The sequence below is a fragment of the Acinetobacter sp. YH12252 genome, assembly GCF_013417365.1.
GTDB lineage: Bacteria > Pseudomonadota > Gammaproteobacteria > Pseudomonadales > Moraxellaceae > Acinetobacter > Acinetobacter towneri.
The window spans coordinates 1-1,123 of record NZ_VPEA01000047.1 but is presented as its reverse complement, the minus strand read 5'-3'; the positions used below and the strand labels follow the sequence as shown (position 1 = coordinate 1,123).

Below are 1,123 nucleotides of genomic sequence, written 5' to 3'. Positions count from 1 at the left end.
AATACAAAAAATTTCTGTAAAATCGTACATGGTAGTTAGAGCCTTTGGGTTGTGTCGTAACTTTCTAAATGGCTCTAACTACCTTTTTTTCAAGGGCTTTTCTTATCCGTAATTCGGGTTAATATAGATGCAATGCAAATACAACACAGATGGATTGGTCAGCAAATGTTAAAACAAAGTATGTTTACCATGGCAGCAATGCTTATCAGCTTCAATACGATGGCAGCCAACACCGTGGTAGAAATGACAACCAGCATGGGCAATATTGAAATCGAACTGTTTAATGACAAAGCCCCAGTTTCTGCAAAGAACTTTGAAAACTATGCCAAGTCAAACTTCTATAACGGTACGATCTTCCATCGTGTTATCCCAGGCTTTATGGTGCAAGGCGGTGGTATGGATGCCAATATGCAAGAAAAGCCAACCAAAGCGACCATTCGTAATGAATCAAGTAATGGATTGAAAAATACCCGTGGTACCTTGGCAATGGCACGTATGAATCATCCTGATTCTGCCAGCAGCCAATTCTTTATTAATGTGGTAGATAACGATTTCTTAAATCGAAGTCCACGTAACGCAGGCTATGCGGTATTTGGTCAAGTCACTAAAGGTATGGATGTTGTCGATAAAATTGTAAAAGTACCAACAGGCAACTATGGCATGCATCAAAATGTACCGAAACAAGCGGTAAAAATACTCAGTGTGAAAGTGAAAGAGGCTGCCCCAACAAAATAAGCGGATTTAGATTGCAAAAATATGAAAAACATATTTTTAATTTAAAATTATAGGGTTAGTGCGAGTTTTGCGTGTTTTTGAACCAAAATAGTGCGTAAAAATCCAACACTCGTGAAAACAAGCAGTTAAAAGCACTTGCACGTGTAGGAAATTGCCCTATAATGCACTCATCCCGACGCGAAACAGCCTACGAACTTAGCTTACAGGGTTGAGTTGTTAGAAGTGTTTTGCGTTAAAATTTCTGCTGACGAGGCAGAAATTAAGATCATTAAGAGATTATGAAGAACAACTTGTGTGGATTTTTACTGATTGATTGATCGAAATATTATCATTGATTGATTGGTTTAAATTACTCGAAGTTTATTTGAGCGAAATTTAAGTCAGAAAA

General features: G+C 37.6%; 1 protein-coding gene. It reads left to right on the top strand.

The features are described 5' to 3' along the window. The first annotated feature begins 165 nt into the window (after positions 1–165). Complete coding sequence (locus FTV28_RS13475; protein WP_154321226.1) at positions 166–735, top strand: peptidylprolyl isomerase; 570 nt, start codon at positions 166–168, stop codon at positions 733–735. Positions 736–1,123: the final 388 nt, after the last annotated feature.

Excerpts from the sequence above, each read along its gene's own strand:
- FTV28_RS13475 (WP_154321226.1), top strand. The coding sequence starts at position 166 with ATGTTAAAACAAAGTATGTTTACCATGGCAGCAATGCTTATCAGCTTC.